Below are 25,808 nucleotides of genomic sequence, written 5' to 3'. Positions count from 1 at the left end.
GCATGAATGTCTGAAATACGCCTTGCGTTGTTTGCAGATTAGCGGGCCGTCTCCAATAACGCTTCTGCCGCAAGCCTACCAAGTTTGTTGGAAGCCATAGGGCTGGCACCCGTGATTAGATTTCTATCTATGTGGCAAGTATCGTCGGCTTTTTTGTTGACGATGGTTAATCCCAGCTTTCCTAATTCCTCGCCTAACTCGTAAGGCATATGGCCCGGCAGATAACCCAGCATTGGTGTCTGCTTGTCGACTTTGTCCGGGAAAAGAGCAATTTTGTAACCATCAAAGATGAAATTTCCATCGTTTCTAGCCGACATCAATGTTCCTGGGCCATGACAAAGGGAAACGATGGAAATGTTTTTTCCGTGTGCCCAGCGCAGTATTTTACCCAGGTCTTCGTTTTCAGGAAGGCCCAACATCGCGCCGTGGCCGCCTGGAATGAAGACGCCAACATAAGGCGTATCGTCGATCAAGGAATTGACTGCGAAATTTACCAGGCTACCCGGATTTTTAATCGCATCGGCATAATCTCTAAAAAGTTTTGTAACTGCAATATCCTCTTTCGGCATAGCCCACATTTCAATAGCTGCCGGCGCACCTGTTGGGGTGACGATATCAAGCGCGAACCCGGCAGCTTGCAGATGCAGCATGGGCAGTGCCATTTCCACTGGATGATTGCCTGTCGAAAACTTCTTGCCATTCGCCATTGTCATATTGCGTTCTTCGGTCAACACCACCAGAACGCGGGACTTTCCACCCTTGTAGGGCTTGAGATATGCGCCGCCATCGTAATCCGTCTTGGAGGAGGTCGCTAATTTCAGGGCAAGACGTGATGGCATAAAGGCGCCGTCTTCGGTCGGGTTGGGCGCAATGCCCAGAAGTCTTTTAAACATGATTAAGGCTTTCTGTTTCGCGGCATTTCGTCAGCACAAATTGGCATTCACCACGTGAGTTAAATGTAAGAACAGCGATTACTTGACGGCTATAACGATCTTGCCTTTGGCACGACCGGTTGCCAGCCTGTCGAATGCTTCTGCGGCTTGATTCATCCGAAAGATGCTATCTATGACGGTTTTGACGGTGCCTTGGCTGATCAGTTTAGCCAGCTCAGAAAGTATCTTGCCATCCGGAGACATAAAAAACCATTCAAAGTGGACGCCGTATTTTTCAGCGAGGTTATCATTATCTTGGCTTTTAACCGAAACCATCGTGCCACCCTTTTTCAACACCTTAAAAGAGCGCGCGAGCGTTTCACCTCCAATAGTGTCGATAACCAAATCGTAATCAGACAACTCATCTTCAAAATTCTGGGTCGTATAATTGATGATCAAATCAGCACCCAGCTCTTTGACAAAACCTGCATTTTTGCCACTGGTGGTCGTTGCAACGAAAGCTCCGAAGTGCTTAGCTATCTGTATGGCAAGGGTCCCAACACCGCCCGAACCGGCATGGATCAAAACTTTACTGCCTTTTTTAATCTTACCCTTGGTGACCAGCGCTTGCCACGCGGTCAACCCAGCGAGAGGGACAGAGGCCGCTTGTTCATGGGTCATGTTAGAAGGCTTGATCGCTAGTTCGTCTTCTTGAATGCGCGCAAACTCAGCAACCGAACCAGCATCCATTTGGTTAGGGCGGGCAAATACGTCATCCCCAATTTTAACGCTTTTGACATTCTCTCCGATTTCAACAACCGTACCCGACACATCATAGCCCTTCACATGCGGAAACGTGAGCTCTAACATCTGTTTCAAATAACCAGCCCGTAGAATGTTGTCGATCGGGTTCAAACTGGCAGCATATACTTCCACTAAGACGCTTGAATCTTGTAATTCGGGCTTGGCGACCTCGGCGATTTCAACCGGGCCCTCATATTCGTGAAAAACGGCTGCTTTCATGTTTTCTCTTACTTTCTATCATTGCTTAAAAGATCATAAATTTGTTTGATCTTATTGATAATATCACAAATTTAGCTATGACTGATGTCCAAAAGGCAATAATGCAAAGGTCGAGTTATGGATAGGCTTCGCGCGTTCCGCTATTTTGCAATGCTAGCGCAGACATTAAACTTCAGCGAAACAGCCAATCATTTTGGTGTACCGTCTTCCTCTGTTTCCCGGCGTATAAAAGATTTGGAGGTTGATCTTGGCGCAGCTTTGTTTATTCGAACAACGCGGTCGGTCAGTCTCACTGAGCTAGGAAAGGTCTATCTGAGCGAAATCAAAACAGCATTGCAGTCAATTGATTTGGCAGATGAGATGGTGAAGGCTCAATCTTCTGCACCAACAGGAAACGTACGCATTACCGCCATGCCTGGATATGCCGAGTTATACGTATTTCCCGCATTGCAACGATTGCGACGTTTATACCCAGAAATATTGTTTGATTTGAATATCACGGACCAGATGCTCAATCTTTCGAATAACGATGCAGATATTGCAATTCGCGCGGCCGCAGAATTGCCAGAGCAAGTTGTCGCGCGGCGTTTGGGTGAACATCGATTTATATTGGTGGCGTCACCCGACTATATCTCCGAACACGGCGCTCCTCAGTCGTCAGATCAGCTTAATCAACACCCCGTTGTTATGTATCGCACGCCACATGGTGTGTTAAAGTGGCAAATATCTAAGAACGAAACGTGGAAGACAATAGATCTGGCACCAGTATTTGTCAGCAATCATGGACCCTCACTTATGGAGAATGTGATAGAAGGGCGAGGGCTTGCACTTCTTCCCAATTGGGCGGTTGCGGCAGAACTCGCTGATGGACGCCTACAGGCAATCGATCTTGAGGACGGCCCTCTTTCAACCAGCGGAGATACAAAAATGGCGATGTATCTGCTTTACCATCCACCCAAGTTCCGCCTTCAAAAAATCAAAGTAACCGCTGAGTTCCTAATTTCCGAGCTAAAGCGCGAAACGCTCAATTTTTAAAATTGCGTCATTAAGCATGTATCACATAGATCAGAGCGCGCGGCTTTATTCCGGATGCCACGAAACCGCGCTTTGTCCACAAAGCAGACCTTTGTGCAGCGCACAGCGACCGGCAGCTTTGTGGACGAAGCAACCATGGCTGTTTGAGATGGCAGCTTTAAAAACCGCCAGCCTTTTTCTATAATTCCGCTATGCAACGGATTACTCTGCAGCGACGGATACAGTGGCTTCATCCGCTTCACCAAAGCCTTTGGGGATTGGTAAATCTGGCAGTTCAGCTGCACGCTTTTGCAAGGCACGCCCTATAACAACGCGGCTAATTTCTGTTGTGCCATCAACTATCCGCAGCATTTGTGCGAGACGAGACAAACGGTCCAGCCCATAAGGTTGCAGCAAACCCATTCCGCCCAAAACTTGTGTACAAGTGTTTGCAGCTTTAACAGCCGCATCAGGTACAAATCGTTTTGCATGTGCGGCCATAAGTGGCCCTTTTGGTGTGCCAAGCGCTTCTGCGGCTTTGCGATACAAAAGTTTAGAAGCTTCAAGATCAGTTGCCACTTCACCTAACATCCATTGGATGCCATCTAGATCAAGGTTTGTAGCGCCGAACATTTTTCGATTTTTAGAATAAGAGAGGGCTGTGTCGAGGGCTGATTGCATCAGGCCGCAGCATCCTGAGGCTATAGAAACGCGCGCAATATCAATCGCCATCAGCGAGCCTTGAAAGCCCTGACCGATGGGTAGGATGATATTATCTTCGCTGACAACGACATTGTCTAAATACATCTCTGACATCGGTAGAAACTTATAGGATGGCGTATCATACATTGGACCAAAGCTGACCCCTGATGCATCAGCAGGTATAGCAATCATCGCCATATCTTTGTGCCCAGGTACATCGCTTGTTTTCACGACCGTGAAGTAGACATCCGCCTCAGTTGCCAAGCTTACCCATGCTTTCGCACCGCTGATTGTCCAAGTGCCATCCTCGTTTATCGTGGCGCGGGTATACATCTTCATTGGGTCAGATCCCGATTGAGGTTCGGTCAATGCGAAATTCGCCAACTTTCGACCGGAGGTGAGTTCCATTCCCCATACGTCTTTAAATGCTTCGGTGCCGTATCCACATGCAGCAAAAGTGCAAATATTATGCATCGAAAGGGCAAACGCGTAAGCGCCATCTCCTAGCCCTAGCTGTTCATAGACTTGTATACCCTCTGATAGCGGTAAGCCCTGCCCTCCAAATGCTTCGGGCGCGTATAACCCCATGAGGCCTGCAGCACCTGCCTTGTCAGAAGCAGCACGGGGCCAAGTTTTTGTTATATTCCAGTCATCAACATGCGGTAAAATCACCTCTTCTGCATGAAGACGAGCAGCTTCGAGAATTCCATTGAGTTTTTCGGACATAGAATGTTCCTTTCGATAGGCCACCCTTTCCCATCCCGCCAAATCCATGAAGAGGGCGAGTTTAAGAAAACGCAGTGGTTTACATAAATTGGTTATTTTATGGATGAATAACGTTCTTAAGTTTCTTTATCCATCTCTTCAGATGACAGGTTATTGTCAAAAAGTGACAAATTAATCTAATGCACTATTTCCCGTTTCGATAAGAGCTTGGCGTGGTGCCTGTCCAACTTTGAAAAGCGCGGTGAAAATTTGCGGCAGAAGAAAAACCAACCTCATGTGCAATCTCTTCGATACTTTTCAACCCTATTGAAAGGTGACGGATTGCGATATCGCGGCGCAAAGCGTCCTTGATGGATTGGAATGATGTGCCGTCGGCTTCTAACCGGCGGATCAAAGTGCGTGACGTCAAATGCATCGAGCGAGCAACCTCGGTCAGATTGGCGGATTCCCAACCCATCCGGCTTAAATAACTGCGGACCCGCAATGCCTCGGTATGTTCGCGAGAGCGCGTAAAAATCCAATCGCGCGGAGCATTCTCCAAAAACAAGTCAAGATCTGCTGTGCTGCGGATTTGTACAGGGCCGAGATCTGCCAGATCAAAAGAAATGAAAGTCTGCCGACAAGAAAATTTCACTAATGACGGAAAAATTACCGAATAATCATCTGCAAAGTTGGGGCTATCAAAGGCAAACCCTACCTCGCTTACAGGAACCTCCTTACGGTCTAACCAAGAAATAAGACCATGCGCCAGCTTGAGGATCAGCATATGTCCAAATCGCTGCGGCATGCTTTCATCTTGCGCCTCAAGCGCGAGCACAAGCCTGTTGTCTTTTTCATTTAGCGTGAACTGATACTCGTCCAATAATAGGTTCCAAAACGTTGAAAACCTATAAAGCGCTGATGTGAGTGATGTCGCTTCGCGTACAGATGTCAAAAGGTGCTGCAAAGCACGTGCTCTGATAGGGCGCTTCCAAAGCCCCATCATTTCATCACCAGTTTCCACTGCAGAAAGTTGATAAAGACGAACCAGTTGATCTAATGTCACACGAGCCTGTGATAGGTTGTGTTCGATCGTTAAATCAGCGTGTTTCAAAAATGAAAGATACTTTTCTTCAGTACAAAGGAGGCGCAACGCGTATAACCAGTCTTCTATGAAAAGGTATGATACAGTTGAATACTGTGCTGATGAAACTTTAGCTTTCATATCGATGTCGCTACCACGTGATCAAAAGTTTTTGAAGCCACCCTGAATATTAGGTGTTCACGTTTACGGATATCAATTTATCTATCATCATTGGCCTGTCTTAACCCTATCAGACGAACACGATCCCTTCGTTCGACCTAAAATATTGCGGGTTCTAAGTGGTCGACTACACCAAATCATCGACCTCAAGTTAAAGATTTTCTAAGCCCGCAGTTTTTTACCCGTGGGATCGAAGGGGGGCTGATGCAGTATTTTGGCTTTATGCGGTTGGCCAAGCACCATAACTTCCACCTCATCCCCTGGTCCTACATCTTTGACCATAGCCAGTGCTAAAGAGAGGCCAACGCTATACCCATATGCGCCAGATGTCACCCGTCCAACGCCATTACCGTCTTTGAAAACGGGCTCACCCCCTGTGGCATCAGCGTTTGAAGCGGTTACCGCGGCCTCATTAAGATGCAGCAACACCATCTGTTCGCGCGGCTCTTGCGCCAAAACCGCTTGCAGCGCGGCTTTATTGAGAAAATCTTTATCCATTTTACACAGGCGATCCATGCCCTGCTCATGCGGCCAATATTCGGGGCTGTATTCACGCGACCAGCTACCATATCCTTTTTCTACACGCATCGCCATAAGCGCGCGGCTGCCCACTGGCCCAACTCCAAATTCTTTGCCTGTCTCAAGTAAAGCTGTGTAAAGCGCCTTTTGATCCGCTGTGTTACAATGTACTTCCCAACCGAGATCGCCGGTAAAAGACACACGCAGCATTTTCACATCAATACCGGCCAAGTCGGCACATTTTGAGCGCATAAATTGAAAATCTTCGTTATTCAGCGATGTATTTGTCAGGCGTTGCAAAATTTTGCGAGATAGGGGACCGGCCAGGTTGAACCCGCAGACTGCTTCAGTCCGACTGTCAAACCTAACGCCCTCTGGCAGTGGCACTGAATCAAAGAACCGTTTGTGATAGCGCTCCGCCATGCCTGAGCCGAAAATCCAATACTCATCCTGTGCAATCAAGGTGACGGTAAAATCCCCCGCCAGACCGCCGCGCCTTGATATCAGCGGCGTCAGGCAGGATCGCCCCACCTCAGTTGGCATTTTATTAGCAAAAACCGCATCCAACCAGTCACGCCCTTTTTTGCCTTGCACCACATATTTGGCAAAATTGGAAATATCGATAATACCGGCTTTTTCGCGCAGCATTTTACATTCTTTGCCCACTGGCTCGAACCAATTTTGACGGGTAAAACCATTGGTGTCTTTAACCCCCGGCGTCTGGGCGAACCAAAGCGGATGTTCCCAGCCATAGTTGAGCCCCATGACCGCGCCCATCTCTTTTTGCATCTGATAAATGGGGCGCGTGCGCACCGGACGACCTGCAGAGCGCTCTTCATTGGGGAAGTGGATGCTAAAACGATGGGCATATTGATCACCAACACGCGATTTGGTGAATTCTTTGCTTGCCCATGCGCCAAAGCGTGCCACATCCCACGCAAACATATCGTATTTTGTTTCGCCCTCAATTATCCATTCAGCCGCCAAAAGCCCCAAACCGCCTGACTGGCTAAAGCCCGGAATAACACCGTTGCAACAAAAATAGTTTTTCAGTTCAGGCACTGGGCCAAACAATACATTACTATCTGGTGACCAAATCATCGGGCCGTTGATCACCCGTTTAATTCCTGCCTCGCCCACGGCAGGTACGCGTTCGATTGCGCGCATCATATTTTCTTCGATCCGCTCCAGATCATCTTCAAACAACTCATGGCCAAATCCGGCAGGCGTTTCGCCCTCGGCCCAGAAGCGTAGGTTGCGCTCATAAGCACCAACCAGAAGGCCTTTGCCCTCTTGACGCAAATAATATTCACCATCGCGATCTGCCACCGATGGCAAACGGCAGTCCATCGCATCAATCTGGGCAATTGTTTCAGTGACAAAATACTGGTGTTCGGTGGGTTGCAGTGGCAATTCAACCCCTGCAAGCCTAGCAACTTCGCGGCCCCAAAGACCAGCGGCATTAACCACCCATTGGGTTTTAATGTCACCTTTAGATGTTCGCACGACCCAACTGCCATCAGGCTGAACTTCAGTCCCTGTTACTGGTGTAAAGCGGTATATTTCTGCCCCGTTCTGACGTGCGCCGGCGGCATACGCGGCGGTCACGCCCGAGGGGTCGACATTGCCGCCATCAGGTTCCCACATAATCGAGCGGATGCCATCAAAATTCACCAGTGGATGCAACTCTTCAGCTTCTGAACGGGTGATTTCAGAAAAATTCATTCCGTAAAGCTTCGCTTTTGCCGCCTGAAGCTGCAATTGGTGTGATCGATTCTGAGTTTGCGCAAGATAAAGGGATCCGGGCTGGAAAACGCCGCAACTCTGGCCGGTTTCCGCCTCTAGGTCTTTATAAAGCCCCATGGTGTAATGCTGTATGCGACTTATATTGGTGCTATCGTGAAGTCCGTGGATATTGGCAGCCGCATGCCACGTTGAGCCTGAGGTCAACTCATCCCGCTCCAGCAGAATAACATCGTTCCATCCTAATTTCGTGAGGTGATAGAGGATCGAGCATCCAACAACCCCGCCGCCGATTACCACTGCCTGTGCATGCGTTTTCATTTCGTTCCCCTGTTTAAACCGATCTTGTTGCTTTGTCTGTCAACTATAGGGGTGCTGGAGACTCCCTATAGTCTATCTTTACACGTTCAACCAAGTTTCCACTGATGCCACCAAATAAAAGATTACGCATCAATTCCTGCTTAAAAACGACAAAAATCTATCAACTGCTTTTCTTGCAGCCACAAAACGTTTGGTTCAATCCACGCCTCATGCCGCACTCACCTCAAATTACGATGAACATTTTTGCAAACACATCAACTTCTGGGTAAACCATGACTCGTTCTAAGCTTCAGATGCTTAAGTTGGTTAGCCTAAGAGCGCCAAATACTACCTAATAAGGGAGTTTGGGGTATAAAAAATTTTGGTTTTTGATAGTTATATCGACCTTTTTATTCACCTTTTAAGTCTGTATGGCCTGCCCGGATGCGGATGCGATAGACTGCGTTAAAACTGCTGGGGCAGTAAAGAACCAAAATACTCAGTACTATTGATGGACGGGTCGGTTTCGAACCTACAGATTTAAAATATTCCTATATAGCACAACCTATGACGCCCTATGGAAAAGCTATCTTCTTTGCGCTGCTATCGACTGCAGGATTTGCGATTCAAGACACTGTAGTGAAACTTCTCACTCAAGTGGGATCAATTTGGCAGTTGATGTTGCTGAGGTCTTTAGTCGTCATTGCACTTTTATGCCTGTGGGCACGCTTTAAAGACAGATGGAGTGATATTACACCCACGACCTTTAGTTGGCCGTTAGTACGCGCTTTTTTTATGTGTCTCGCTTACACACTTTTTTATGGCTGTTACCCGTTCGTATCACTTTCGGATGCGGCTGCATGTTTTTTTATGGCCCCAATTTTTGTTTGTGTGTTCGCCCACTTATTTTTAAAAGAAAGGATAGGCCGTTGGCGTATTTTTTCGATAATCATAGGGTTTCTCGGAGCCTTGTTAATAATTCAACCGGGCTCTACGGCGTTTCGGCCAATTTTGTTTATGCCCGTTTTAGCGGGCGCTTGCTATGCAGCAGGAGTAATTGTCACTCGTGGCTTTTGCAAAACCCAACCCAGTCTTGCTTTGACCAGTGTACACAATCTATTTTATGCAGGCCTCGGCATATTTATGGTATCTTTCTTGCCAATCTTTCCGATTACGCCTGATGTCGCTTTAAAAAATCCGTTTTTATTCCAGGAATGGGTGCCATTGGCACCACCGGTAATTATCATGATTATCGCAACTGCTGCCACCCACATCGTCGCAATGACCGCATCTATCCGAGCCTATCAGATGGCCGACGCTGCCTTTGTTGCACCAATTGAGTACTGTTACCTCGCATTTGCGGTGATAATTGACTTTGTAATTTGGGCCTTGCTTCCAAGTGGCTCAACCTTGATTGGAGTGGGCTTAATTGCAGGGTCGGGACTTTTGATTTCGCTAAGAGAACGCAGCGCCAAGCAAGCTGGACCAGATTAACTAAAAACTTACAAAATATATCTATGTGGATCATATTTATTAAAATATATTAATCAAATGTTGCCACTCTGTAAGCCTTCGTTTCGGTGGTTCAAATCCGCCCTCGGGCACCACCTTTCAAACAGGTGTCATTGACTTAAATTTTCGACACTCATGCTATGCGTGTCTATTTCAAAAGACCAACTACGCAGGGTGTCGCATGTTAGATGGGCTTGACTATAGGTACAAACACTGTGTCGAAACCATATTGGAAGTACAAAGCTTTTATGTTGTTCATTATTTTGCAAAATGCAGGGTCGTCGAAAGCAGAAACACCGCTGCACGTGGAGTTGAAAGATGGCATGGCTGCGCCTATTGCGATTGTGCAAGCCAACTTTTAGGAAACTGAAATGTATATAGCGCAATAAATGTTTCCTGCGTCACCGGTTTGAACCCAAGCTGAATGTAGTAAGCTCGCTCTCCATAAATTACGGCCCGCTCTTTTGAAAACCAGTCTCAATGGTTCCCATACAAATTTAACCATAGCGGCGGCCCCACCTATTGATTGCGCCTAAGGGTGGATTGCTACTGGCCTAAGAAGAAAGACCGGTATCTTTGAATTTTTGTATCGCAAACGCGTGAATATGATACATATCAGTAGGTCATGACCTAACGTCTTGCCGTTGCGATATTGAGTGCCGTGCAAATGAAGCGCATATTTTGTGCTTACAAGCTACGGGAAGAGCCAAGGTGAGCATAGTTTTCACGACAGAGCCTTGAAATCCAGCGCTTGTATAGTGCCATGGGCTCAGCTCAGGGGTGCAAAAACTGAACGAAATGGGCTTAGGAATTATTTTTTAATTGGATGATATTATAAACTCTTTGTGTCCGGATGAATATTGCCCCTTTCATACCGTCTTAATTGGTGGGCACTTACAATGCCCAAAAGAGTAAACGTTCCAACTCCAAGAATCATCACCAAAAGTGTTCCATCAAAAAGTTGACCAACAATTGCAGCTAAAATAACTGATCCAATCGTGGCTGTAGCACTGATTAAGCTCGCAGCGGTTCCTGCAATATGGCCAACCGGTTCCATTGCAAGCGCTGTGAGATTTCCCATGGTTAAACCAGCTTGGAAAAAGATGCTAAACATCCAAAACACAAAAAGAGCAAAACCAAAATTACCGACAAAATATCCTAATGCGTAAATTAAAAGCATCATAAAACTCAGTCCCAGCTGTGCTGTAAAAGCAATATAAATGAGTTTGCGCATTCCCACCTTACGAACAAGTTGTGCGTTTAAATAACTAGATGAAGCCGCAAGCAGAGCTATTAAAGCAAACCATAATGGAAAACTCTGAGCTTGATGAAATACCTGCTCAAAGACTGGTTGGATCAAAAAGATACCCGTGAAGAGTATACTATAGGCAAAAACCAGCGTGATAATCGACATCTGTATCATAGGGTTGTGTAGAACTTCTTTGGTTGCTTGCAAAAATTGATCCAATCGAAATTCAATGCGCCGCTCAATCGTAACAGTTTCATCAATTCGAATTCCGACCCAAAGGGTACTGGCAACAACAAAAATTATGAACATAACAAAAATGGCTCGCCACTCGAACATGATTATAACAAATGAACCTAACAATGGGGCGACCGCAGGTACTAAAGCAAAAACGATCATAATAAATGACGAAATCCGAGCCATTTCACGGCCTTGATAAAAGTCTCTTACTAAAGCTTGTGCAATCACTCTTGGTGCCGAAGCTCCGACGCCTTGCAAAAATCGAGCGACTAAAATTACCTCAAAACTATGGGATATGACACATAAAATAGAGGTAAAAATATATAACGAAGTCCCAAAATAGATAACTGATTTTCGTCCAAAGCTATCAGATAATGGTCCAGTAAATAATGTGCCAGCTGCCATGCCGATGACAAAGGTAGACAAAACCATCTGCGCTTGATTAGGGCTTTGTGGCGTAAATTCTTCGGAAATAAGTGATAAAGCAGGTAATATTGCATCTATAGACATTGCCACTGTCGCAACCAGCATCGCCATCATAGCTACAAATTCTGTCGTAGACACACGCAACGATAACATCCTTTTTCCGTGAATAAAAAACGGCTGTGAAACCGCCTTCCTCCTACAAACATCCAAACTTTGCTTATGGGAGTTTAGCGTTCATTTTTTGCAATATTTGCCAATAGAAATCAATAACTTAAAATTTGATATATTAAACACCAGCAATACCCTCAATTTCGTAAAATCAGATTCAAATTAGGTGAGTAAGACCAAAAGTTGTTCATAAGCTCGCGGATAACTGCATTATGGCAAGGTATAAGGCTTGAAACCTCTCGTAATAGTTTTTAGGGATACACGTTTTTAGTTTAAACACACGGCAGATATATAGAAAAATTTGTGACTAAAGAGAAATGACCTTATTTTCGATTGATCTCAAAGAACTGGCTGAGGACATCATTACAGTCTCTTGGTCCTTATTTCGCGTAATGATTCCTACTTTGATCGTGGTAAAAATTGCGCAAGACTTGGGTGCTGTGGATATTCTTGATATTTGGCTGCAACCGGTCACTGAATTGATTGGCTTGCCGGCCGCGTTATCTATTGTGCTGACAACAACAATGCTCACAAACCCCTATGCTGGCTTGATCGTTCTGGCATCTCTTGAGATGATCACCGAACTTAGCGTCGCTGAAACAAGTATCCTTGCGAGCTTTATGTTATTCGCGCATGCTTTGCCAGTTGAGGCGGTGATTTCTCGACAGGCGGGAACAAAAATAATTTTTGTTGTCTGCTTGCGCGTTTTCACGGCTGTTATTTTTTGTTTTTTACTGAATCAAGTTTTAACAAGCTTTGATTTATTGCAACAAAAAGCCTTGATACATCTACCGGAATTTCAAGTTGCCCCATCCTGGTTCGAGTGGAGCGTGGATCAAATCAAAGGTCTGATCTTTATTCAAATTGTAATAATTGCGTTATTAACGGCGCTGGCAATCCTCAAGATCCTCGGCATTGAAAGGCTGATAGCGCTTTGTATGCGGCCTTTCTTGAATTTAATCAAGATCGATGAAAATGCTTCGACAATTATGGTTGTTGGATTAACCCTAGGCTTGGGCTTTGGTGGTGGTCTTATGATCAAAGAGGTAAAGGCCGGCCATGTGAATAAAATGCAGGCTTTAAGTGCCTTGGTTTTTATCAATTTATTTCACTCGGTTTTTGAAGATACAGCGCTGATGATGCTTTTGGGACCCAGTTTGCTGGTGATCTTAGTCCTACGCTTTCTGTTTTGTGTGCTGGTTGCCTTTCTCTTGATTGCGGCCTTCAGGATCTTAGCTTGGCCAATTGTTGAATGGGCGTGCGTACGTTCCAAAAGCTTCCCACCAACTACCAACCGTCACCCAGACCAAAAGGCTAATTTTTAGGAATGAGTGGTGTGCCACATTTTGGGTGGTCTGGGTTAATCGTTAGTACATCTTGGGCCTCTGGTCTACTGGCACGATGCTTTCCGGCGCAGGCAGACGATAGCGCTGTGCGGCCTAACTGTCTTGTAGTGGACGGGCCATTTCTCGATCAAGATTTTGGCCTCATTCAAGGTATAGAACATGTCGCCATTGAGTAATTCGTCTCGGAACCTTGCATTGAAGCTTTTGCAGTATCCGTTTTCCACGGTAAGCCTAGCTCAATGTGAGCCGTCTTGGCACCAACGGCGGCAATCAAGTCACACACATTCTGGGCGATAAATTCCGGCCGATAGTCGGATCTTATATATTCTACCGGACCGCGCAGGATGAACAGATCTGAGAGTGCACCCAGCCTTACTCGACCCCTTCTTCCAAATATTAATAATTTACCCCAAAAAACTAACGCTTATCCGATGCCTCTTGGCTGGATGGTTATATCCATTAGTTGTCGTGATCGAACTGTGATCAACGGTTTGCTGAATGTACTCACCAGCTATGCCAGCTTCGAGGGCTTCATTGATAACGTTGTTCGGGCAGAGTGGCGCGTGACTCCTTCGGGCAAGTCCTGCGATACGGGCGTATTTCATGAAAAGATGACCGGACACTTGGCACGTAAGAGGTCCACCTCTATTTTGTTCCCACCCTCGACCGCCTGAAAAAGCTGAGAGGAAGGGTCTGCGCCGGGGCCAGAGGCCTCAAGATATTCCTGAATGGCGCCGTGGTATTTAGGATGGATCGCGACCGTGCTGGTTTTGCCACCTTTCATACCCAAGCGCGTACTTGTGTTACTATGGTTCTATGGTTGTTTTGACCGTCTGTACCAGGATTTATTGCATCAAACATACTTCCGATTTTAGAAGAACCTTCTTTTGCGCCTTGTTTCTTGCCCTTCTTATCGGTCTAGACCATGTATTTATGATAATATTTCTCTCCAGCAATAGGTTGCTCACCCAAGTAAACATATTTAACTGCTATATTTTGAACTCTCATCTGATCCATGTGGTCCACCTCGGGCGAAATATTGGTTCCCATTTTTATTAGTGTAAACAATATATTTATAATGCCCAAAATGCTGCATCTCAGTCACAACACCGTTATAAAAAACTTTTATGGACTCTGGCATTACTTCCTCCCTAAAATCAAAATTGCTTGGAAAAACAAAAATACTTTCATCGTTTCACTCAGCGTTCCAGTTTCGATAAAATGTATAACCCGTAACCATTATTTCTTTTCCTTCATATTCCTGATACTTTGGACCAAAAACTCTTGAGAAAAAGCTAACATAATCCCTATTGTAATCAGTAAGATATCTTTTAACGATATCAATTTCGTCGGCACTTAATCCGTTCAAACTGTCTGGTTTTATGTATTCTGCACTGAGTCGAATATTTTCTTTGATCAATTCCAACAACGTTTGATTATCAACGATTTGATCTTCATATAATTCAAAAATCGGAGTTAAATTCTGCGCCTAGTAACCAGTCCGATAGTTTGCAAATGCATCTGTCTGCATTGGATCTTTTTAAATGATTTCTTTCTCAATTATCTTAATAAAATTTTCAGAAGTTATCATTTCACCCTCGGCTTGTAACGCAGCTTTACAACCAAAAAGCATCAATAGAGCAGCAACGCATGGGCAAGCATTCTACGTAATAAGAACGCCATAATTCCCTCCTAAAGTTGCCGTCCCAACTTTTCGAAAAAACTGACCACAGACCTAGCTCTCGTTTCTTATATTTAAGGCTTCCTCTGCAACACCTGAAAGGTTTTCTTTTATCCATTCATAACGTTCTTTGCTGTCATCACCGCTTGGGGTGTAACACTTGACGATGGATGAAAGCTTTTTCTTATCGTTGCCGTAAGTGATGAAATCGAAGGGGTTTTTGCCCTTTGGCGCAGTTTTTCCATCGCTATCGAGCAGCCCATGAATGTGGATGCCGACAACACCCATTTTTCCATTCCAAGACTCAATGATCTCATGATTGATCCATTTTCGGTTGGCTGTGTCTGCCCCGATTAAAACAATGGTGCATGAACGGCCTTTCATCTGGTTGGTTATCCAGTTTTTGATAGCCGCATCACCTTTTGAAGAGATGCTTTCCCAGTCGTTGTCGGTCGCAGCTATGTTACCCTCAATCGCCCCAATATTTCGAACCTGAGCAACCCGCCAGTTATCGGGTTTGTAGTGGAAGCTGTAAAAGCACCTGCGCATCATGATCTAAATTCCTTTTCTAAAATGATTGGTAGACACGAAACCGCAACCAACGCGGCTGCGACCGCCAAGTAAAACCAAATTACAGACCACGAAACTGCGATCCGTAGCGTCGATGAAACATCCTTGTTGAAACTGGTGGTGTTCATGCTGAACGCCTCAAAGTCTCTGCCCTCCCGAATGTGATCGTAGAGACTTCGGAATAATCGCTCCAAGCGCAGATACTTCGCATCTATTAGCCAGAAAACCACAACAGGGAAAAGGCCAACATATGAAACCGAAGCGGGGGCGTCTTGCTGCGCTCCTGCAATAGCAAGGATAGCCGCCGCAATAGTCACGGCCAGAGCTTTTAAAGCGAATGAATTTGAGGCCATCCGATTGATTACGCCCTGTATCATCCCAAGGTGCGCAATCTGCTGATCTGACAACGCTGCTGTGCTTTCCTCTGTCACCTAATCGCTCTTTCTCTATCTCAGCTTCTCTTGCGTCTTCGCCCACCTGACGAAGGCCGCGCCGGCTTTCTGGGGCGGGTTGCCCTTGGCCGTTTCCGCCTGTGCAAAGGCTAGCCATTTCTTGCGCAACACGTAGTAATCCCAGCCAAGCCCGCGCGCGATCTCCCACGCCTGTTCGTCTGCACACTCTGGCAGCTTGAGGGTGGCAGTAACCGGCATTGCCAGTTTGTTTTAAATAAATTGACCCATGACTGCGTGCCCGAATGATTTAAAACTTGCCCCACAGAGGGTGGTAACCATAAGTATATTTAATACAACTTAAGGGTATAAAAACAACCCCTGCTGTCTTGCTATTGAGTAAGCGTAACAAACATCAACAAATACCGCCTCATATGTGTCCATTTCCAGACAAACGCGTAGCAATGCATTCGATCTATAGAGGGGATATACGCATCAACTCGTTTCAAAACACACCGGATAAAGGCAGTCATGAAAACCACCGAAAACAGCCTGGAAAAGCAAGATCACGTGATCGAGCAAGCTTGGTTGTCAAACTTACGGACAAAACAGTCAGGCTGTCGCCTGAGCTATCAAAGATTGTGCCGATCGTACCATCGCAGAAGGCGTTGGCGGATTTAATTTGTAATATCGAATTTAAAGCCATAAGCGCAGAGAGTCGGACCGCGAACGAGCCTTCTGCTGTCTTAGCCATCTTACATAAGCTGGGGCACGGGCGCGGCCCACACGATGCGTTTACTGAAGCAATCGAAACGGCACAGGACGCTCATGCAAACCCGTTACTTATCGCGATTTCTAAGCAAGCTGCCACTGATGCTGACCTCTTTAGCATTTGGCGGGATGACGCGGTAGCTGGAAAAGATCGGCGCATTGTCTCTTACTTTGTTCAGCTATTCGAGACAAACCGGACCTATGCAGCCGCGGCTATTTCTTAGGCCGCATTCCCTGACTTTTGCGGCGTTGAATTTGTGGCAGGTCAATGAACACCGCCACAGCGGTCATTGGGCATCATTGATGACCTGAAAATGCAGAATAAACGCCAAATGCACCAACGAAGATAAGGGTCAGCGCCCAAAGTAAATCAAGATTGAACCAACTTTTTGAAATGAATTTCAAACCAAACCAAGTGTAGACAAAGGTCGCAATCGCAGCACCTGCAAAAGTCATCGCAAAGGTGTGGGTTGCGGCCACTAAAAAGGCTGTCGTTATATTGTTGCTCATGAGCACTTGTGCAGCGGCATGACCTGTTTCTGACACACTTTCGCCCAGCACTAAAAGTCCGCAAATACCAAGATAAATAGGCACCAACATAAGTCCCGCACCATGGGCAGTGGCGGCCAGAAACGACCAGAGCCCTAGCTTGGCAGGATGGATGCGGGCCAGAATTTTCGGGTGCCGCCGATTGATCAAAAGATAGATCCCCATTGCAATCACTAGCACGCCTGCACCCATCCGAATTTCACGCTCGTTATTGACGAAGAAATACATCATTGAAAACGGCAGCAAGATGATAATCATCGCCAGAAAATGACCCGTCGCAAGCATTGCACTGGCTTTGATCATGGCGCTTTTCTTGCGTTCAAATAGAGCCGCTGAGACAGCCAACGGCCATCCCATACCAGGGTTTACGCCATGGTATATACCCGAAAAAATGACGGCCCACCAAAGGGCCGTCGCAGTCATGGTTTCCATATTTTATACAGAGGGGTAACAGAAACTATCGGTGGAACAATCGCCGCCTTCCAGACGAATTTGGTGGGCCCGTGTGTTCTCTGGGAAGTCAATGTAGAAGTCAGGATCAAGGGCAAAACTGCCATCTTCTCCAACATTCGCCATCACCATTTGCCCGCCTTCCTGATGCGGATAGAACTGGTTGTCCCATGAAGAATAAAGCGAATTTGTCCAATACACTCTTTTTCCGTCGCGGCTGATCTCGACCATTTGCGGTCCGTAGATAACCTCCTTGCCGTTAGGGTGCTTATGTTCGGTGGCGATACCGCCAAGCTGCACCTTACCGTTGAGCACGGGGTTCATTGGATCAGATACATCATATTGATGCATCTCGCCCAAGCCCCAACAGGCGACATAAAGGTATTTATCGTCAAGGCTCAGGTCGATATCAGTGACCAAGGGTGGCACGGCTCCGAAGCCTTTAAGCAAATCAGGAAGGTTTTCTGGATCTTCCGGGCGTGGATCGATCGTGATCGTCTTCTTGGATTGCCACACACCATCATCACCACGCCACCAAGTAAAAATCGCGCCTTGTAAGTTTGTTGTATCAACCACGACACCGCAGAACCCATAAGATTTGGTCGGATCATGGGCAGGGCGGATCTCTAACGCCATCTGGTAGTTTTCACCAAAATCCATCGTTTGGATATTTTTGCGCGCGCGCAGATCCCAGAAGTGGATCGAATGGCCATATTTGTTTGACAGTAAATCTTCTGGTACGACGCCGTTTTCATATTGCGGTGGAAGACCCCATTCTGAGCTGACCATATAGTTTTGTGGCAAGTTCCACCAGAAATCATAGTGTTTGTCTTGCGCACCGCGATCCATTTCGTAGCGACCGATAATTTCAAATGTTTCACAATCCATAATAAAAATACCTGGAGGGCCGTCTGTGCCATCAGGTCCGCCCCCACCAAGCGTCGATACATAGATCCCTTCAGGCCCGCAATGGATTGTATGAGGGCGCGAATACCCCGTCTTTTCGAACAGTTCTTCCGGTTCAATAATTTTATGAATATGAGCCTTTAGTGGATCTTTGACGTCAAAGATAAATATACGCGACGAACGGATGCCTGGCACAATCAGATAGCGGCGTTCTAAAAACGCGTGGCCCGATAGAGGCGAGAGAGATGATGAACACGCGTTCCAGCCGAAATGGTGAAATTCATCTCCGGTGGTTTCAGTCATCACCTTATGAACGATCTCGCCATAGGTTTTCGACCCTTTGCGCAGGTCAATAACGGCTAGTCCGTCGTGTTGATCAGCGTCTTTGCCCAGCATTACCGTAAAGGCAAAATTTTCAGGCGGTGCTTCCATCGCTAGTTTTGCGGATGCATGAAATGTTGGATCCGGCTTCATCGGTTTATTCATCGATCTTCCTCCCTAAAGTTATTCCCCGCTCATTGGGGTTTGATACAATATTTCCGCGGTTCCTCCTTAGACCTCGGCGACGTTGCATAGTTGAATGGCACCGCTGATCTTTGTTGCAAGCTGTGTCAGCTGACGGCCGATATTATGTCTGTAATCTGTGCCAAACCTGCGTACGGGTCCGACTGCGCCGACGCTAAAGGTCGCACCGATATTCCCGATTGTGATTGGGGCGGCAACGCTTGAGATGCCAATGTCAATCTCTTGATCGCAATCGGCAAAACCTTGCTTTCGGATGTTATCGAACTCTGCAAGCAGGTCTTCTCGCGTCGCCTTTGTGTGGTCTGTATAGGCTTGGAGACTTCCTTGCAAAATTTTGTCTTGAAAGTTTTGTTCTGTGAAGGCTGCGATTGCCTTTGAACAAGAACAGGCATGCATCGGGCGTTCACCAAGCCCTGGATGGATGAAGGCACGGGCGGGATCGTCCGGTGTTTCAACATGAATAATTTCGACTTTGCCATCTCGGAAGCGTGCCAGAAACACAGTTTCATTGAATTTGGTAGCCGCCACTTTGAGAAGAGGCGCCGCAACACGGCGCACATCCACGTCGGATTTTCCCAATAAAGCAATGCGGATCAGCCGTTCACCAATCACATAGCGCCCGTCATTGTTTGGTTCTTCGATCAGCCCTTGTTCTTGCAATGTTTGCATCAAGCGATAGCAGGTTGGCTTTGGCAACCCACTTGCTATCTGCGCTTCGGTTGCGCTGATCGGACGACCGACGACGGCGATAATTTCAAGCAGATGAATGAGACGTTCTAGATGCACTTCAAAGGTACCTATTGAAATATGAGACACTTTCTCAGATGATGAGATCGAATCATAAGAAAAATCAAGCAATTTTTTTAGGAGAAAAAATGCGAACACGTGCTGCTGTCGCCTTGGAGGCTGGAAAACCACTTGAAGTTATGGACGTTGAACTCGACGGCCCGCGCGCTGGAGAGGTTTTGGTTGAGATCAAAGCTACAGGTCTATGTCATACAGATGAATTCACCCGTTCGGGCGAGGATCCGGAGGGCATCTTTCCGGCAATCTTGGGTCATGAAGGTGCAGGCGTAGTGATCGAAATTGGAGAAGGTGTGACCAGTCTAGAGGTGGGTGACCATGTGATCCCACTTTATACGCCCGAATGCCGTGAATGCGAATATTGCTTAAACCCTAAAACTAATCTTTGCCAGAAAATCCGAAGCACCCAAGGCGCTGGGCTTTTGCCTGACGGATCGACACGGTTCAAAATGCTCGATGGGACGCCAATCCACCATTATATGGGATGTTCTACCTTCGCCAATCACACCGTTGTGCCCGAAATTGCTCTGGCGAAAGTTCGAAAGGACGCGCCGTTCGATAAAATTTGTTACATTGGTTGTGGTGTCACAACCGGCATAGGGGCAGTGATTAACACTGCTAAAGTTGAGATTGGGTCAACTGGCGTGGTCTTCGGCCTTGGCGGTATTGGACTCAATGTTATCCAAGGTTTGCGCCTTGCGGGGGCAGACCAAATCGTTGGCGTTGACCTGAACGAGGGTAAGGTCGAGATGGCCAAGCGGTTTGGTATGACCGATTTCGTGAACCCTTCAAAAGTAGACGGGGATCTGGTTGCGCATCTGGTTGAGCTGACACGCGGTGGTGCGGATTACACATTTGACGCCACTGGCAACGTGGGCGTTATGCGCACAGCGCTGGAATGCGCGCATAAGGGGTGGGGCGAAAGCATCATTATCGGCGTCGCCCCTGCTGGCGCAGAGATTAGCACAAGACCGTTCCAATTGGTGACAGGGCGGGTTTGGCGCGGTACTGCATTTGGTGGCGCTTCCGGGCGCACCGATGTACCCAAAATCGTGGATTGGTACATGGACGGCAAGATCGAAATCGACCCAATGATCACTCATAAATTGAAGCTAGAGGATATCAACCACGGGTTCGATTTGATGCATGAAGGCAAATCTATCCGCGCCGTCGTGGAGTTTTAAAAAATGCGGCAGTCCTCTCCCGAGGTGCATACGTTCTTTGATGAAGCCACAAACGCGGCTTGTCATATCGTAAAAGACCCAGATTCAAACGCTGTGGCGATTATCGATTCCATCTTGGATTTTGACGCCGCAGCGGGCCGAACCGAAACGACCCATGCCGATATGCTGATCGATGAAATCACGCGAAATGACTGGCGGGTCGCTTGGATACTCGAGACCCATGTGCACGCCGATCACCTGTCTGCTGCACCCTACCTGGCCGAAAAGCTGGGCGGCAAAATTGCGATCGGCGCCAATATAACCGCCGTGCAAAAAGTTTTTGGCAAGATCTTTAATGCAGGCACCGAATTTGAGATGGACGGCAGCCAATTCGACAGATTGTTCGCAAATGGGGATGTCTTTGACATCGGTTACCTTAATGTCACAGTGATGCACACGCCGGGGCACACGCCTGCCTGTGTAACCTACGTCATCGGCGATGCTGCCTTTATCGGTGACACGTTATTTATGCCCGATTTTGGCACCGCTCGTGCAGATTTCCCGGGCGGGTCTGCAACCAATCTTTATGCTTCTATCCAACGCATATTAACATTGCCTGAAGAGACGCGCTTGTTCTTGTGCCACGACTACAAAACCAAAACGCGTGAGACGTTCTGTTGGCAAACAACAGTAGCAGAGCAAAAGATAAAAAACGTTCATGTCGGTGGTGGCAAATCCGAACAAGAATTCGTTGATTTTCGCACCAAGCGGGATGCGCAATTGGCAATGCCGAAACTTATCATTCCATCGATTCAAGTGAACATGAATGCAGGCAACATGCCTGCCGCTGATATGGACGGAGACGTCTACCTGAAAGTGCCAATTAACAAACTGTAAGGCTCGTTAGGGCAAGGGTTGGGAGGCCCCTAATATAATGGCAGATCATCAAATACTTATCGTAGGTGGCGGCGCCGCGGGTATTGCAACGGCAGCCAGCCTGCATAAACGGGACGCGTCTCTGGATATAGCTATTATCGAGCCCTCACCGACCCACTACTACCAGCCAGGCTGGACCATGGTGGGTGCCGGCGTTTTCAAAAAGGAAGAAACGGCACGATCCACGGCCAGTGTCATGCCTTCTTATGTGACACACATAAGAGGGACCGTCGCATCGTTTCAACCAGACGAGAATAGCGTCAAGCTTGAAGACGGAAAGGCGCTTACTTATGACTCTCTCGTAGTGGCGGCGGGGCTTCAGCTAGATTGGGCTGCGATTGAGGGGCTTGAGGAAGCGCTTGGTCGAAACGGCGTGACCTCGAACTACCGATATGATCTTGCACCTTACACATGGGAACTGGTTCAAAAAATGCGCGGGGAAAAAGCTATTTTCACCCAACCGCCTATGCCGATCAAATGCGCAGGCGCGCCGCAAAAAGCAATGTACTTGTCATGCTCAACCTGGATGCAGGCGGGTAAAATCAAAGATATCGATGTGTCATTCTGCAATGCAGGGCCGGTCCTCTTCGGCTGCGCAGATTATGTGCCTCCGCTAATGGAATACGTGGACCGCTACGGAATAAATCTCGACTTTGGGTATACTCTGGTGAAGGTCGACGGCCCCAATCAGATAGCAACCTTCAAGGTGGCCAAAGAAGGCGAAGATCCGCGGCTGGTAGAGCGCAAATTTGATATGCTGCATGTCTGTCCACCCCAATGCGCGCCAGACTTTATCAAAGACAGCCCCCTTGCAAACGAAGCTGGCTGGATGGCTGTTGACCAATCGACGATGCAAAGCACTATCGCCCCAAATATCTTTGGCCTTGGGGATGTAACCTCAACCCCCAATGCCAAAACAGCAGCCGCCGCGCGTAAACAAGCCCCAATTGTGGCTGACAATCTGATTGCGCAGATGAAGAACGCCGCGATGCCGCAAGCCTATGATGGGTATGGATCGTGCCCGCTAACCGTCGAACACGGCAAAATTATTTTGGCAGAGTTCGGTTATGGTGGAAAACTCATGCCCAGCTTTCCGTGGGACAGCACAAAGCCAAGGCGCGCCGCATGGTTCCTAAAAAAGTCAGTTCTGCCCTGGATCTATTGGAATGCCATGTTGAAAGGCAAAGAATGGCTGGCAAAAACGACCTCTTAGATTAGCGCTTTAAGGGTTGTCATGTTCGAATTCGTCCGAAAAACGCTATGGACGTTTAAAAGTATTATACGAGCCAAATGAACGATGGGCTCTAACGCGGTAGTTTGACATGACAACACGCGAATATAAAGTTTCAGGTGCTGCCAGCGCGCGCGGCACTGAAATTGTACCCACAGATTGGACTCAACGCCACCATTTGCTGCACTGGGATCAAATATCTGCTAATGGGGGAAGAGCAGCCTACCGAACAGATAATTATGTTTTCAAAATCACCGTAAATTTGTCAGAAATTTACTTCCCTAATCAGTTACTTTGCCTGCCTGCTAATCTGATTTCTTTCCCTGTTGCGAAAAAACCAGAAATAACCGCGTAACAGTCTGTAAACATTTACGGAAACTATATGGAAATCAACAAAATACCCAATCCGGGAAAGGATCCCAAAAGGTTCCCTGCAAATTCCCTTTTACCGCGGCAAATTCGGCAGCAACCAGTTTGATGGAAACTGCGCCCGCCTACATTCAGTCTTCTCAAAATCACCGTTATCTAGATCGTTTCGAGTAATGTGTATTTTTTGCGCATTATAGCGTTACAAACTGGCAAAAGTATCACAAATGGACTTCAATTTTGATAATTTCGAAGCCACTTTCTAGAAAACGTCAGAGCCGCAAACGCATGTGATATCTTATGTCTATTCTCTTTGGTTCAACAAGACGATGCGCCTAAACTTGAAGCAAGCCCCTGCAAACTGAGCCATTAACGAAATGTAACGCGTATGACATAGAATGCCTCAGAAACGAAAGTGTGATGAAGATAAAGCGAAACGATTCTCCGAGACCAATGGTCATTGGCATGATGCTTTGGTTCTTGTGACTGCGTGTTGCGACGCTGAACTCCCGCTTCGCGTTCACCTCCACCTCCGCTTGAGATGTCCAAGGCCCTCATAGGGCTGTTAAATCTATTTAGGCCCGAACAGCCGTGTTCAGCAATAAGTCTTCACTTTCCAAGACGCCTGATAGAGTTCAGCGCGCGACAGGAACGCTAACCTTCATCTTAACATGGCAAAGCTGGACCCACAGCACGCACCCCTTTTAAAACCCAAATGGGCCATCTCCACGCACTGGCTCAATGCGGATTGACTTAAACCCCTCGGCCCATTGATGCAGCAATACGCCACCCTCTTGTTTTAAAAATCCGATCGGGGCATCGTGATGGGTGTTAAACAGAAAACTGCTGCAAACCGAAGGTGCCGATATAACAGTGTGGCCCGCCAAGCGGGTTGATATATTTCTATGAATATGTCCGCATAACACCAAAATTTCACCCTGATATTCAGCTAGGATCTCGCTAAGCTGCTCAGTGCCGTTCTGCAGGCCGATGGAATCCATAAACGCCATTCCAGATTTAAAAGGTGGGTGATGCATCATCACAACCGCGGGGGCCTGTTTCAAATCTGCTAAACATGTCTTCAAAAACTGCAAAGAGTCTTGATCTAATTCTCCACCCCCCTGCCCTTCGATCAAGGTATCAAGACCAATAACTTGCAAAGCGCCAAGCCTATGTTGCCAGTTCAACTTACCGGCCTTTGGCAAATAACCTGCTCCGTCAAATGCTGCGCGAAAAGGTGCGCGAGCATCATGATTTCCAGGAATACAAAAAATTGGCAGATCCAAAGGCTTCAGAATTGATTTGAAAAGCGCATAGCTTTCTGCCGTGCCATCATCGCTCACGTCGCCCGTTACAACGATGCCATCGAGCGGTCCAACTTCAAATTGCAGCTCTGCTATGCGTAAAGCCAATCGCTTTAAAGGGCCCGAAGTTTCCAAGCGCCCAGAGACAAGGCTACCTGGTTTCACAATATGCGTATCAGAGATTTGTAAGAATTGGGTCATTTTAGCACCTCATAGGCCTCGCATCATCACTCGTCTGCGCATCTTAAACACCTTAACAGAACCTGTTAATTTTCAGGCTAGGGTAGAAATAACCCGCTATCAAACAGGACTACCAGCATCTGTTAGGATCAGGTTATCCTGCAAGCTTTCAAGCAAAGTCGCATAATTTCCATTTGGCAAACGATCAAGGATAACCGTATCAACATCGGCAATATTTTCACCTGCTGCCGGTGCCAAGCGGCCAAATTTCGAATGATCAATCACAAGGATCGACCGTTGCGAGTTTGCCATAATCTGCTCACGTGCGCGCACCTCTGCGGCATGAAACTCAAGCAGCGATCCATCCTCAGCAATACCTGCCACGCCAAATATACAAAATTCGGCGCGGTAGCGGCTAAAAAACGCCAAAACATCTTCCCCTAAAATATCGCGATCCGGCAATCGCAATTCGCCCCCGGGTAAAATAATCCGATTGGTCATTTCGTCGCTCAACGCCAACGCCGCGCTTAAATTATTGGTAATAACCGTCAATCCTTTGCGGCGGCGTAACGCGCGTGCCACGCTCAGCGGCGTCGATCCGATCGAAATAAAAACAGTGGCCCCATCCGGGATCAGCTCTGCTGCAGCCTCGCCAATATTACGCTTTTCCGCCAGATTGGTCGAAAGCCTCTGATCAAATGGGGTGTTTGACTGCCGCGGCGATAGCTCAACGCGACCATGCCGCCGTTTCAGCAATCCCCCTTCGCATAATTTATCCACATCGCGGCGGATCGTTTGCGTCGAAACATCCAAAACTTCAGCCAAAGCGCCGACAGACAGCGCTCCACGTTCAAGAACGATGTCCTCAATTAACTTGTGCCGTTTCTTCTTTTTCGCTGACAT

The 25,808-nt window shown here is 47.1% G+C and carries 24 protein-coding genes and 1 pseudogene; 8 read left to right on the top strand and 17 right to left on the bottom strand.

The window, feature by feature from the left end; genetic code table 11:
- Window positions 1-38: 38 nt before the first annotated feature.
- Entirely contained in the window at window positions 39-893 is an 855-nt protein-coding gene (locus UM181_12310; GenBank protein ID WQC62104.1) for a DJ-1/PfpI family protein, read from the bottom strand.
- Between the two features lie 78 nt (window positions 894-971).
- Window positions 972-1,895: an NADP-dependent oxidoreductase gene (locus UM181_12305; protein WQC62103.1), complete on the bottom strand. Its 924-nt coding sequence runs from the start codon at window positions 1,893-1,895 to the stop codon at window positions 972-974.
- A gap of 117 nt (window positions 1,896-2,012) precedes the next feature.
- Between UM181_12305 and UM181_12300 the strand changes: the two genes are divergently transcribed.
- Entirely contained in the window at window positions 2,013-2,930 is a 918-nt protein-coding gene (locus UM181_12300; GenBank protein WQC62102.1) for a LysR family transcriptional regulator, read from the top strand.
- Between the two features lie 201 nt (window positions 2,931-3,131).
- On the opposite strand, the gene UM181_12295 is transcribed toward UM181_12300, so the two are convergent.
- The 3 genes from UM181_12295 to UM181_12285 all read right to left on the bottom strand — a co-directional run bounded on the left by UM181_12295 (window position 3,132) and on the right by UM181_12285 (window position 8,163).
- Window positions 3,132-4,337, bottom strand: a complete 1,206-nt coding sequence (locus UM181_12295) for an acyl-CoA dehydrogenase family protein (GenBank protein ID WQC62101.1) — start codon at window positions 4,335-4,337, stop codon at window positions 3,132-3,134.
- Between the two features lie 184 nt (window positions 4,338-4,521).
- On the bottom strand, window positions 4,522-5,430 hold the full coding sequence (locus tag UM181_12290; protein ID WQC62100.1) for an AraC family transcriptional regulator ligand-binding domain-containing protein: 909 nt from the start codon (window positions 5,428-5,430) through the stop codon (window positions 4,522-4,524).
- A gap of 312 nt (window positions 5,431-5,742) precedes the next feature.
- Window positions 5,743-8,163 (bottom strand): FAD-dependent oxidoreductase, encoded by a 2,421-nt coding sequence (locus UM181_12285; protein WQC62099.1) that lies wholly within the window; start codon window positions 8,161-8,163, stop codon window positions 5,743-5,745.
- Between the two features lie 546 nt (window positions 8,164-8,709).
- Between UM181_12285 and UM181_12280 the strand changes: the two genes are divergently transcribed.
- Window positions 8,710-9,636: a DMT family transporter gene (locus tag UM181_12280; GenBank protein ID WQC62098.1), complete on the top strand. Its 927-nt coding sequence runs from the start codon at window positions 8,710-8,712 to the stop codon at window positions 9,634-9,636.
- 850 nt (window positions 9,637-10,486) lie between these two features.
- On the opposite strand, the gene UM181_12275 is transcribed toward UM181_12280, so the two are convergent.
- The gene (locus tag UM181_12275; GenBank protein ID WQC64750.1) at window positions 10,487-11,704 is read right to left on the bottom strand and encodes a multidrug effflux MFS transporter; all 1,218 of its coding nucleotides are present in this window, start codon (window positions 11,702-11,704) and stop codon (window positions 10,487-10,489) included.
- A gap of 347 nt (window positions 11,705-12,051) precedes the next feature.
- On the opposite strand from UM181_12275, the gene UM181_12270 reads away from it, so the two are divergent.
- Window positions 12,052-13,059 carry a nucleoside recognition domain-containing protein gene (locus tag UM181_12270; protein WQC62097.1) on the top strand — a complete coding sequence of 336 codons (1,008 nt, stop codon included), beginning with the start codon at window positions 12,052-12,054 and terminating at the stop codon, window positions 13,057-13,059.
- A 42-nt stretch (window positions 13,060-13,101) separates the two neighbouring features.
- Here the strand turns inward: UM181_12270 and UM181_12265 are convergent.
- The 6 genes and pseudogenes from UM181_12265 to UM181_12240 form a co-directional block, all read right to left on the bottom strand.
- Window positions 13,102-13,441: pseudogene (locus UM181_12265) on the bottom strand (transposase).
- Window positions 13,442-13,681: 240 nt separating this feature from the next.
- Entirely contained in the window at window positions 13,682-13,864 is a 183-nt protein-coding gene (locus UM181_12260; GenBank protein WQC62096.1) for a hypothetical protein, read from the bottom strand.
- Window positions 13,865-14,275: 411 nt separating this feature from the next.
- Window positions 14,276-14,506, bottom strand: a complete 231-nt coding sequence (locus UM181_12255) for a hypothetical protein (GenBank protein ID WQC62095.1) — start codon at window positions 14,504-14,506, stop codon at window positions 14,276-14,278.
- A gap of 309 nt (window positions 14,507-14,815) precedes the next feature.
- Window positions 14,816-15,313 carry a TIR domain-containing protein gene (locus UM181_12250; protein ID WQC62094.1) on the bottom strand — a complete coding sequence of 166 codons (498 nt, stop codon included), beginning with the start codon at window positions 15,311-15,313 and terminating at the stop codon, window positions 14,816-14,818.
- Window positions 15,310-15,762, bottom strand: a complete 453-nt coding sequence (locus UM181_12245) for a hypothetical protein (GenBank protein ID WQC62093.1) — start codon at window positions 15,760-15,762, stop codon at window positions 15,310-15,312. Before UM181_12245 ends, UM181_12250 begins: the two co-directional genes overlap by 4 nt.
- Window positions 15,763-15,777: 15 nt before the next feature.
- Window positions 15,778-15,981, bottom strand: coding sequence for a hypothetical protein (locus tag UM181_12240; GenBank protein ID WQC62092.1), 204 nt, complete (start codon window positions 15,979-15,981; stop codon window positions 15,778-15,780).
- Between the two features lie 203 nt (window positions 15,982-16,184).
- On the opposite strand from UM181_12240, the gene UM181_12235 reads away from it, so the two are divergent.
- Window positions 16,185-16,715, top strand: a complete 531-nt coding sequence (locus UM181_12235; protein WQC62091.1) for a hypothetical protein — start codon at window positions 16,185-16,187, stop codon at window positions 16,713-16,715.
- 73 nt (window positions 16,716-16,788) lie between these two features.
- Here UM181_12235 and UM181_12230 read toward each other — a convergent pair whose 3' ends face one another.
- The 3 genes from UM181_12230 to UM181_12220 form a co-directional block, all read right to left on the bottom strand.
- On the bottom strand, window positions 16,789-17,463 hold the full coding sequence (locus UM181_12230) for a hypothetical protein (GenBank protein WQC62090.1): 675 nt from the start codon (window positions 17,461-17,463) through the stop codon (window positions 16,789-16,791).
- 12 nt (window positions 17,464-17,475) lie between these two features.
- A complete protein-coding gene (locus tag UM181_12225) occupies window positions 17,476-18,882 on the bottom strand; it encodes a selenium-binding protein SBP56-related protein (protein WQC62089.1) in 1,407 nt (468 codons plus the stop codon).
- A 66-nt stretch (window positions 18,883-18,948) separates the two neighbouring features.
- Window positions 18,949-19,737, bottom strand: coding sequence for an IclR family transcriptional regulator (locus UM181_12220; GenBank protein ID WQC62088.1), 789 nt, complete (start codon window positions 19,735-19,737; stop codon window positions 18,949-18,951).
- Between the two features lie 59 nt (window positions 19,738-19,796).
- Here UM181_12220 and UM181_12215 point away from each other — a divergent pair, with 59 nt between their 5' ends.
- The 4 genes from UM181_12215 (at window position 19,797) to UM181_12200 (ending at window position 23,410) form a co-directional block, all read left to right on the top strand.
- Window positions 19,797-20,909: an S-(hydroxymethyl)glutathione dehydrogenase/class III alcohol dehydrogenase gene (locus tag UM181_12215; protein ID WQC62087.1), complete on the top strand. Its 1,113-nt coding sequence runs from the start codon at window positions 19,797-19,799 to the stop codon at window positions 20,907-20,909.
- Window positions 20,910-20,912: 3 nt separating this feature from the next.
- A complete protein-coding gene (locus UM181_12210) occupies window positions 20,913-21,785 on the top strand; it encodes an MBL fold metallo-hydrolase (GenBank protein ID WQC62086.1) in 873 nt (290 codons plus the stop codon).
- Window positions 21,786-21,822: 37 nt separating this feature from the next.
- The gene (locus tag UM181_12205; protein ID WQC62085.1) at window positions 21,823-23,037 is read left to right on the top strand and encodes an FAD/NAD(P)-binding oxidoreductase; all 1,215 of its coding nucleotides are present in this window, start codon (window positions 21,823-21,825) and stop codon (window positions 23,035-23,037) included.
- A 109-nt stretch (window positions 23,038-23,146) separates the two neighbouring features.
- The gene (locus tag UM181_12200) at window positions 23,147-23,410 is read left to right on the top strand and encodes a hypothetical protein (GenBank protein ID WQC62084.1); all 264 of its coding nucleotides are present in this window, start codon (window positions 23,147-23,149) and stop codon (window positions 23,408-23,410) included.
- 715 nt (window positions 23,411-24,125) lie between these two features.
- On the opposite strand, the gene UM181_12195 is transcribed toward UM181_12200, so the two are convergent.
- Window positions 24,126-24,926 carry a phosphodiesterase gene (locus UM181_12195; GenBank protein ID WQC62083.1) on the bottom strand — a complete coding sequence of 267 codons (801 nt, stop codon included), beginning with the start codon at window positions 24,924-24,926 and terminating at the stop codon, window positions 24,126-24,128.
- Window positions 24,927-25,025: 99 nt separating this feature from the next.
- Window positions 25,026-25,808, bottom strand: a complete 783-nt coding sequence (locus tag UM181_12190; protein ID WQC62082.1) for a DeoR/GlpR family DNA-binding transcription regulator — start codon at window positions 25,806-25,808, stop codon at window positions 25,026-25,028.

The organism is Alphaproteobacteria bacterium US3C007 (genome assembly GCA_034423775.1).
Classification (GTDB): domain Bacteria; phylum Pseudomonadota; class Alphaproteobacteria; order Rhodobacterales; family Rhodobacteraceae; genus Thalassovivens; species Thalassovivens spotae.
Note: the sequence above shows the minus strand (reverse complement) of the source record. Positions and strands in the feature narration are given on the sequence as shown.

What these genes read in the sequence shown, in the direction of transcription:
- UM181_12205 (WQC62085.1), top strand. Translation starts at nt 21,823, where the DNA reads ATGGCAGATCATCAAATACTTATCGTAGGTGGCGGCGCCGCGGGTATT.
- UM181_12250 (WQC62094.1), bottom strand. Translation starts at nt 15,313, where the DNA reads ATGATGCGCAGGTGCTTTTACAGCTTCCACTACAAACCCGATAACTGG.
- UM181_12280 (WQC62098.1), top strand. Translation starts at nt 8,710, where the DNA reads ATGACGCCCTATGGAAAAGCTATCTTCTTTGCGCTGCTATCGACTGCA.
- UM181_12305 (WQC62103.1), bottom strand. Translation starts at nt 1,895, where the DNA reads ATGAAAGCAGCCGTTTTTCACGAATATGAGGGCCCGGTTGAAATCGCC.
- UM181_12215 (WQC62087.1), top strand. Translation starts at nt 19,797, where the DNA reads ATGCGAACACGTGCTGCTGTCGCCTTGGAGGCTGGAAAACCACTTGAA.
- UM181_12260 (WQC62096.1), bottom strand. Translation starts at nt 13,864, where the DNA reads ATGAAAGGTGGCAAAACCAGCACGGTCGCGATCCATCCTAAATACCAC.
- UM181_12285 (WQC62099.1), bottom strand. Translation starts at nt 8,163, where the DNA reads ATGAAAACGCATGCACAGGCAGTGGTAATCGGCGGCGGGGTTGTTGGA.
- UM181_12230 (WQC62090.1), bottom strand. Translation starts at nt 17,463, where the DNA reads ATGACTGCGACGGCCCTTTGGTGGGCCGTCATTTTTTCGGGTATATAC.
- UM181_12295 (WQC62101.1), bottom strand. Translation starts at nt 4,337, where the DNA reads ATGTCCGAAAAACTCAATGGAATTCTCGAAGCTGCTCGTCTTCATGCA.
- UM181_12195 (WQC62083.1), bottom strand. Translation starts at nt 24,926, where the DNA reads ATGACCCAATTCTTACAAATCTCTGATACGCATATTGTGAAACCAGGT.
- UM181_12210 (WQC62086.1), top strand. Translation starts at nt 20,913, where the DNA reads ATGCGGCAGTCCTCTCCCGAGGTGCATACGTTCTTTGATGAAGCCACA.
- UM181_12300 (WQC62102.1), top strand. Translation starts at nt 2,013, where the DNA reads ATGGATAGGCTTCGCGCGTTCCGCTATTTTGCAATGCTAGCGCAGACA.
- UM181_12270 (WQC62097.1), top strand. Translation starts at nt 12,052, where the DNA reads ATGACCTTATTTTCGATTGATCTCAAAGAACTGGCTGAGGACATCATT.
- UM181_12240 (WQC62092.1), bottom strand. Translation starts at nt 15,981, where the DNA reads ATGCCGGTTACTGCCACCCTCAAGCTGCCAGAGTGTGCAGACGAACAG.
- UM181_12225 (WQC62089.1), bottom strand. Translation starts at nt 18,882, where the DNA reads ATGAATAAACCGATGAAGCCGGATCCAACATTTCATGCATCCGCAAAA.
- UM181_12310 (WQC62104.1), bottom strand. Translation starts at nt 893, where the DNA reads ATGTTTAAAAGACTTCTGGGCATTGCGCCCAACCCGACCGAAGACGGC.
- UM181_12235 (WQC62091.1), top strand. Translation starts at nt 16,185, where the DNA reads ATGCATTCGATCTATAGAGGGGATATACGCATCAACTCGTTTCAAAAC.
- UM181_12190 (WQC62082.1), bottom strand. Translation starts at nt 25,808, where the DNA reads ATGTCAGCGAAAAAGAAGAAACGGCACAAGTTAATTGAGGACATCGTT.
- UM181_12200 (WQC62084.1), top strand. Translation starts at nt 23,147, where the DNA reads ATGACAACACGCGAATATAAAGTTTCAGGTGCTGCCAGCGCGCGCGGC.